At 61.4% G+C, this 4,154-nt stretch carries 3 protein-coding genes; all 3 read right to left on the reverse strand.

Translation table 11 applies throughout. The annotated features are described in order from the left end of the window. Window positions 1-1,211: serine/threonine protein kinase (locus tag BGIM_RS58975; RefSeq protein ID WP_193789063.1), on the reverse strand; the 1,211-nt coding region annotated here is incomplete at its 3' end. Window positions 1,212-1,522: 311 nt separating this feature from the next. After that, window positions 1,523-2,812: a S1 family peptidase gene (locus BGIM_RS0137970; RefSeq protein ID WP_020474840.1), complete on the reverse strand. Its 1,290-nt coding sequence runs from the start codon at window positions 2,810-2,812 to the stop codon at window positions 1,523-1,525. Beyond that, window positions 2,809-3,690, reverse strand: coding sequence for a toll/interleukin-1 receptor domain-containing protein (locus BGIM_RS58980; RefSeq protein ID WP_020474841.1), 882 nt, complete (start codon window positions 3,688-3,690; stop codon window positions 2,809-2,811). Before BGIM_RS58980 ends, BGIM_RS0137970 begins: the two co-directional genes overlap by 4 nt. Window positions 3,691-4,154: the final 464 nt, after the last annotated feature.

A 4,154-nucleotide genomic window follows, 5' to 3' on the forward strand; every position in this document is an offset into this window, starting at 1 on the left:
ACGGCCGGGGTCTCGGCCACCGGGGACGTGGACGGGGTGGGAACCGGCGTGTGCGGCACGACCGGGGACAGATAATGATCCACCGCGTCCGCCAGTTGCTGCGGCGTGGCATAGCGGTCTTCCGGCCGCTTTTCCAACATCCGGCCCAGAATCTGCAACACCTCGCCGGGGATGCCGGGGCGGAGATCCTCGACCGGGAAGGGCTTTTCCGTCTGGTGGCGGATGAGCTTTTGCACGTCCGTCCCGCCGGGGAACGGCGGCTTGCCCGTGAGCAGGTAGTAGAAGGTGCAGCCGAGGCTGTAAATATCGGCCCGGATGTCCACCTTGCGGGCGTCGCGGGCCTGTTCCGGGGCGATGAAATCCGGCGTTCCGAGGAGGGCGCCCGCCCGTGTCAGCGGGGTGTGGCCGCTGCCCTGCTGGTCTTCGTCCGGGTCGGTCAGCCGGGCCAGCCCCATGTCGAGAATCTTGACCGTGCCCCACGACTGGCTGAGTTTCCCGGCCGAGCCGCCTTGCTGTTGCCGTTCGCGGTCGCGGATTGTCACCAAGGCGGGCCGGGACAGCCGCATGGAGGAATTGCCGGTCGAGGCGCCTCCGAGGGGCCGCTGGGCGACGAGGATGTTCGAGGGCTTGATGTCCCGGTGGACCAGACCCACTTCGTAGGCGTGCTGGAGGCCGATGGCCGACTGGCGAATGTATTCGCAGGCCTGCCGGATGCCCATCGGCCCGTTCGAGCGGACCATCTTCTCGAAGGTCTGCCCCTCGACGTATTCCATCGCGATGTAGTGCGTGCCGTTCGACTCGTCCGCGTCAAAGAGGATCACGAGGTTCGGATGGTGCAACTGGGCGATGGCCCGCGCCTCGCGGTGGAAGCGGGACAGGATTTCCGGCCGGGCGGCCAGCACCTGCGGGCGGATGATCTTGAGGGCGACACAACGGTCGAGCTTCGGCTGGATGGCCTTGAACACCATGCCCATGCCCCCCTCGCCGATGGGAAGCTGGAGCCGGTACGAGCCGATGATGAGCTTTTCGCCGTTGCCGGAAAGGAGCTGGGCCTGTTGATAAGCGGTGATCCAATTGCGCTGCACCAGCTCGGCGCATAGTTGGATGGAAGAAACAAATCGTTGCTTCTCTTTGAGCAGAATATCCCCCTGCGCCGAGGTGAGGAACTGATTCCTCGTGAGAAACGTGATAAGTTCGCTAGGGCCTTGCATGGTGTTTAACAGGCCTTGGGGTGACAGACCGCAACCGCATGGTTGATTCCTTCAACAAGGAACATAGCTCTCTTTTGCATGAAACGCGCGGAAATGCCCCAAAATCCACCCGCGCCAGTTTTTAGACACAATCAGAATATTCAGACCGGCACAAGAGTTTTTACGGCCGACCCGGAACCCATCATGAACGAACTCGGAATGACCAAGTCAAATGACCAATGACCAATGACCAATGACCAAATCGATTGCATTGAGTAATCATACGGATACTCGCACACATTCTTACAGGTCATTGGTCATTGGTCATTCCCTCACTTCTCCTGCCGGATGAGCGTTTCCCGTTTGATGGCCGCGCGGTTCACCCAGAGTTCCTTGCCCTTTTGGGTTCCGTCCAACACCTTCACCTTCACATTTACTTCTTGGGCGGCGTTGCCGAGCATGTTGCCGATCTGGGCGAAGGGGTCGTCGTTCTTCCCGGCGGCGGGGAGTTTCGGCAGGTTAAGCCCCGGCAACCCTTGAAGCCCCGGCAAGCCCGGCAGCCCCCCGGCTCCGGCCCCGGCGGCCTGGCCGTCCTCCAAATCCACCACCTCGACCGTGGTGCCGATGGCCAGCGGAACCATCTTCTGGTTCAGTCTTTCCATTTCCTTCACCGGGTCAAGCTGGTCGGCCTTGCCTTGCTGAATCAGCTTCATGACTTCCTTCAACCGGTCCATCTGGGCGGTCATCGCCTGTTTCGGCGTCATCGTGAAGGCCACCGCGGGTTCGCCGTCCTTGCCGATGATGACGGTCTTGGTCTCGATGCGAATCTTCTTGGCATTTTCACGGGCGTTTTCGTCGATCACGCAGAACAACGTGATGGCGTCGGCCTTGCCCAGCGCCGCGAGTTTGGCCGGCACGCCCGCCTCGGAAAGGCCGTTGAGTTTGATGTCGTGAAACGGGATGGCCCAGCCCCAGCCGACGCGGCCGATATCCAGCCCGCCGTTGCCGACGGCGATCACACTGCCGTCGGCATCAAGGATGGGGGCGCCCGAGTGCCCCTGCAACAAGTTGCCGTCGAGACTCAGCACGATGGTGCTCAGCAGGGGGCTGTTGCGTTTCTTGAGATCCGCGCGGGCCGCCGGATTGCCGACTTTTTCCAGCGCGCAGGCGGCCGGTTGCCGGACGGTCAGCGGCGTGGAGGCCGCCAGCAGGTCGACTCCCATCGGGAAGCCGACCACCTTCACGGACTTTTCAGCCAGACTCGCCAGATTCGGGGCGACGCCGAGCGGCAACCCGCCGTCGGACAGCTTTTTCCCCTTTTTGGTCGGCAACAGGTAGGCGATGTCCCGGTCGGTGTCGACCTCGGCAATTTCCAGTTCGTACCCGGTGACGTTCTTCGACGACGGCTGAAACGCCTTGATGGTCTTGCCGCCCACCACGCCGTGCAGGGCGGTGTAAAGCCCCTCGCGGCCCTTCACCTTGAAGCCGGTCAGTTCGACGGAGGGCTTGCCCTCGCGGACGGTCGAAATCCGGTAAATGTGATCGAAATAGTCGTCGGCCCGCGCCACCCCGGCGGGCAGGGCGGCGATCAGGGTCGCAAACAACAAGGCGAGTCGGTTCATTTCAGATACTCCTTGGAAATGATGCTCAACAGGGTGGCCGGATCATCCTGATACTTCTCGGCCAGCCGTTGAAGTTCTTCGTTTTCACACATGCCCGCAATCTGGACGACGGACGATTCCGAGGCGCTCTCCAATCGCAAACGATCCGAGGCCGACACATGCCCCAACAGGGAAGGCGATGCCTCGGGTTCGTGGAACGCCGGGATCGACGTCCCGACGGCATTCCCCTCCTGATCGACAAGCCCCGACCGGAGAAGAATCACGGCCAGCAAGGCCCCGCCGGACAACACCATCGTGGCGGCGAACGCCAGGACAGCCAGGTTTTGCCGGAGCCAGTGTCGCGGCGACACCGAGACGCCTTTTTGCCGCAGCCCGGCGATCAGATCGTCCAAATCGCGGCCATAATCCCGGTTGGTCCGGAGGATTTTAGCATTCAGCGGGCCAAGGAATCGCAGCGATTCGGGAAGCCGCTCATCGTCCAGCCGAAGCTCGGCCCCGTCGATCAGGACGGGGATGATGACCTTGTCGCCAGCACGGGCCAGTTCGATCTCCCGGCGGACAAAATCTTCCTCCAGATGCAATCGAAGGTTGCCGGCCGCGTCCCGCGTCTCGTGCCACGTTTTGCCGATCAACACCAACACCACTTGGGCCGATTGAATCCCGGCGGCGATGACCTCCGGAAACGGTTCCCCGGCGGGGATGGTGTCCACATCAAAGAAGACGACCTCGCCCCCCAGCCTGTTCCGCAAGTCACTGTTCAGCCGATTGGCGGCCGGTTCGCTGTCTGACCGGCGGTAGCTGATGAACACCCCCTTGGGGCGTCGCCCGGCCATCCGGCCCGGAGATCGAGTCAACCAGCTTCGGAGTGTTTGGAACATGGCGACATCCCGACGGGCGTCAAGCCGCCCCGCATGTCCGGATATTCTAATCGAAGTGTCATCGCTTTCGCAATTTCTTTCGGTTTCCTTGGCGGATCGCCAAAATGCCCGGCCCTGACGGACCGGTCTGGGTTAGCCGGTCTTTCAGACGAATGGCGCTTAGTTAAGGGTGAGACATGAAAAACTGGTTCACATTGGGTAATTTGAGAAGCAATTTGGCCCTAAAAACACCCTCCCAGATTACCCAGTTTGAAGACAATTTCAGCCCACACCCTTAACTAAGCGCCATTCGTCTTTCAGACCGGGGGTTTTGATGGGAGGAATCACCAGACCGGGGCGGTTGACGGGCGAAAAACGCACGCCCGCCAACCGCCCCGGTCTGAAAGACCGGCTAACCCAGACCGGTCCGTCAGGGCCGGGTGAATTTGACGGAGAATCATTCCAATTCGGCAAGAAAGTTTCCC

Origin of the sequence: Zavarzinella formosa DSM 19928, assembly GCF_000255705.1 — a bacterium.
In the GTDB taxonomy this organism is placed as follows: domain Bacteria; phylum Planctomycetota; class Planctomycetia; order Gemmatales; family Gemmataceae; genus Zavarzinella; species Zavarzinella formosa.

Bases quoted from the DNA above. Each gene is read 5' to 3' on its own strand.
- BGIM_RS0137970 (WP_020474840.1), bottom strand. From the start codon at position 2,812: ATGAACCGACTCGCCTTGTTGTTTGCGACCCTGATCGCCGCCCTGCCC.
- BGIM_RS58980 (WP_020474841.1), bottom strand. From the start codon at position 3,690: ATGTTCCAAACACTCCGAAGCTGGTTGACTCGATCTCCGGGCCGGATG.